Below are 3,719 nucleotides of genomic sequence, written 5' to 3'. Positions count from 1 at the left end.
TATGTTTCCAAAGCTGAAGGCACATATAAAAACTTTTTAGTCAATCTTAGCGAAGCATTTTAGAAAATCTTAGGAGTTTTTATATGTTTGAGGTACGAGTTTATAAAAGCTTCTTAGATTTTCAAAATGTTGAGCTTTAGATTGGCAAAAAGTTTTTATAGTGCTGAAGCTTGGAAACATATGCCGGAGTGTAAGTCTACTTTCGGCCGTGGGTACCTATATAATAAAGTTAAAAACGGGAGGAATATATAGATGAGTTATAAAATACTAGCGATTAACCCTGGGTCTACTTCTACAAAGATAGCTCTATATGAGGATGAAAAGGAAGTGTTCTGTAAAACATTAGATCATCCAGCGGAAGAAATTGAAAAATATGAAAATGTTGCATCTCAATTTGATATGAGAAAAGAAGTTGTACTTTCATTTTTAAAAGAAAATGGATATGAAGTTCATGAGTTAGCTGCAGTTGTTGGAAGAGGTGGAATGCTTCCTAAAGTAGAATCAGGAGCTTATAAAGTTAATGAAACAATGGTAGATAGACTAAAAAATAAGCCTATGTTTGAACATGCTTCGAATTTAGGAGCTTTAATTGCTTATGAAATAGCAAATTCTATTGGAGTAGCAGCATATATATATGATTCAGTTAGAGTAGATGAGTTAAAGGATATAGCACGTATATCGGGTATGTCAGATATACCAAGAACAAGTACTAGCCATGCATTAAATTCAAGAGCGATGGCAATGAAGGTTGCAAAAAAGTATGATAAAAAATATACGGACATGAATTTTGTTGTTGCTCATTTAGGTGGCGGAATATCACTAAGTGTCCACGAAAAAGGACGAATGGTAGATATAATGGCGGACGATGAGGGGCCATTCTCTCCTGAAAGAGCTGGAAGAGTTCCTTGTAAGGCTCTTATAGACCTTTGTTATTCAGGAAAGTATGATAAAAAAACTATGAATAAAAAGCTTAGAGGAAATGGTGGCTTAAAAGATTATCTTAATACAGTTGATGCTAGAGATGTTGAAAAGATGATTGACAACGGGGATGAAAATGCAAAGATTGTCTATGAGGCTATGGCTTACCAGGTCGCAAAAGGAATCGGTGATTTAGCAACAGTAGTAAAAGGAAAGGTAGATGCTATAGTTATTACAGGCGGAATTGCATACTCTAATATGATGACAGGCTGGATTAAAGAGAGAGTTGAATTTATTGCACCAGTTGAAATTATGCCTGGAGAAAATGAAATGGAATCCTTGGCGTTAGGAACACTTAGAGTATTAAAAGGTGAAGAAAAAGCTAAGGAATATGTTGAATAGTACTGTGGGGATATGGCTATAGACACGCACGGCCGAAAGTTGATTTACACTCCGGGATATGTTTCGCTAAGATTGACTAAAAAGTTTTTATATGTGCCTTCAGCTTTGGAAACACATCCCTGCGTATAAATCAACTTTCTGTTTTGGGTATCTATATAGATAGCCACGGCCCACACCCAAGTTATGGGAATAAGCTGCAAAGTTTTGTTAGAACTATTTGAATTGCTATATGGATTAATTTGGAGGTAATTCGTCTTTAGGTATCCAAATTCTAAAAGAAATAGGAGCCTTAATCCAACCACTAGACCATAGAAGAACTAGAATATGAATACCCATATTAAAGGAATTATATCAGATTTCAAAAGGATGTTCTTTACCACTCAAAATTAATTTTCTTTCTTCCATTATTTCAAATACGATTAACAAATGAAGCTTGACTTTAGGATTGTCTAAATTCAATGCTGATATTTCAAGAATCCTCTTCAATTGATATAAAAATGTTGCTCTCTGCATATAAAGATGCCGAATAGTTTTTACGACACTCAGATTATTTTGTAAGTATATTTTCAGAGTTTTCGCATATTCCCGTTTGTGTTTTTCATCATACTTAATTAGCCTAAGCAATCCTTGGGGGCAGAGAGCTTCTACGTTTGATTCAGCAGCTGCACGGAGAATTAATCTCTTTAGGGCATATTGCTCATAACGGTAGCACCAAACTGTTTCGTCGTAAATGCTTCCAATACGAATTGCATCACATGCTTGAAGGTAGTATTCACCGAGGTTTTTAAAATTGTTGAATTCTTCGCTTACACCGGCTTTCAAAAGTCCTTCTCTTAAGATATAAACCAATACGGATAGCAGTGACTCTCTTGTCTTACCGCCTACATTTAAATTCGCAATCAGAAAAATATAGTCTTTCTGCTGTAAAGCTACACTTCCTGGAATATTTGCCTCAAGTATAGAGCCGATAGTTGAAACCGTATGAATCACTTGGTCATAACTGCTGATTTCGATTGCTACACAGAAATAGCAATCATCTATATTCCAGTTCTCATATTGTAAAATTCTCTTCAGCTTTGATTCATCTACACTTTCTTTATCTAAAATCTGGTTGACTACTGTTTCAAAGTCCTGAGGATGGTCGTTCGTGGGAAGATCTTGCTTGAGTATGGCAATTTCTAATATGCTACTTAAAAATTTCAGTAATGGTAAGTCGCTCACCTTGAATGGCCGCTCCGTTTCACTGATTACGATGCGTGCTATGTAAATGTCGTAAATGCGAATGTTGTGAAACAGAATTCGATATCCCCACATTTCTGCAGAAAATAATGTCGGTTCTGTAGCGTCTATTGTACTGATAAATTCCTGATTAAACTTTAACTCATCAATTTCTTCGGGGGGTAAATATTTATTCGTATCTTCCTCTGAATACAGCATAAGATTTTTATCTTTTTTTCTCTCACAGAAAAAAATGTTTCGAAGACCCGATGTATATACTGCAATCGGGTTGTTTATGAACGGAAGTGTACATTCACCTAGCTCTTTCAGCGGAGCATTCTTGTTTAACAGCTTTAGTAACTTTTTTTCCCAATTTGAAAACAGGTTGAACGTATCCTGTAGATTTTCCATTATTTCTAATGGATTAAATTCTGGGGTTACAAAAATAATATCCATGTTTTTAGGAAATTCTATACTTTCATCATATCCGAAACAAATATATGCTTCTTCTTGCTCAGAATTTCGAAGTGCGGTTAACTCATCCAATTTAATCAAAGTCAAATCAGAAGACTGCCGCACTTTATCCTGACGGTAAACTGTTACACGTTCCAGCCTACAATCAAGAGGACTGGAATTCAAAAAACTTATGATGATAGGGAATGATACATAATCTTTAATAATATGTGTATTTAATTTCATAAGCACCACCTTTAATTTATACATTTTGTATAAACAATTTTTTGAAATATATATATTTTACAAATAGAATTGCAAATTTGTATTTGATATAATTAATTATATCAAATATTTGATAAATAGTGTATGAATTGAAAAGCTTTCAGCTCGTCTTTCTATTACTTGTCTTATAATAAAAAATGTATAAATTCAGTTGGAGAAATTAGATATTATAATGTATTCCTCCGGTGAACAGCCGGGGTGTTATATATTTCAGATGTAAAGGTTTAACAGAACCTTTTTCGTTGCAGGATGATGAAAATAGTACATACAAAGATATTAAGAATATAATTGGTATCTGCCAGTTAGGAACAAGTGAGATAAAGTGAAACGGAAAAGTATTTATAAATTTATAATATGTATTATTACTTAATGAAATTGTAAATTTAAAAAAATATCTAAAAGGAGTGTATATTTTATGATAATAATTGGTGAAAAAATTAATG

2 protein-coding genes are annotated in these 3,719 nt (G+C 33.6%); one reads left to right on the top strand and one right to left on the bottom strand.

Annotated elements, in window-relative coordinates; all coding sequences use genetic code 11:
- Positions 1–252: 252 nt before the first annotated feature.
- Complete coding sequence (gene buk, locus I6U48_RS28565) at positions 253–1,320, top strand: butyrate kinase (protein WP_218323912.1); 1,068 nt, start codon at positions 253–255, stop codon at positions 1,318–1,320.
- A 351-nt stretch (positions 1,321–1,671) separates the two neighbouring features.
- Here buk and I6U48_RS28560 read toward each other — a convergent pair whose 3' ends face one another.
- The gene (locus I6U48_RS28560) at positions 1,672–3,237 is read right to left on the bottom strand and encodes a PucR family transcriptional regulator (RefSeq protein ID WP_218323911.1); all 1,566 of its coding nucleotides are present in this window, start codon (positions 3,235–3,237) and stop codon (positions 1,672–1,674) included.
- Positions 3,238–3,719 lie beyond the last annotated feature (482 nt).

It is taken from the genome of Clostridium thailandense, from assembly GCF_019207025.1.
GTDB lineage: Bacteria > Bacillota > Clostridia > Clostridiales > Clostridiaceae > Clostridium_AM > Clostridium_AM thailandense.
This window is presented reverse-complemented; position numbering and strand designations above follow the sequence as displayed.

Bases quoted from the DNA above. Each gene is read 5' to 3' on its own strand.
- buk (WP_218323912.1), top strand. From the start codon at position 253: ATGAGTTATAAAATACTAGCGATTAACCCTGGGTCTACTTCTACAAAG.
- I6U48_RS28560 (WP_218323911.1), bottom strand. From the start codon at position 3,237: ATGAAATTAAATACACATATTATTAAAGATTATGTATCATTCCCTATC.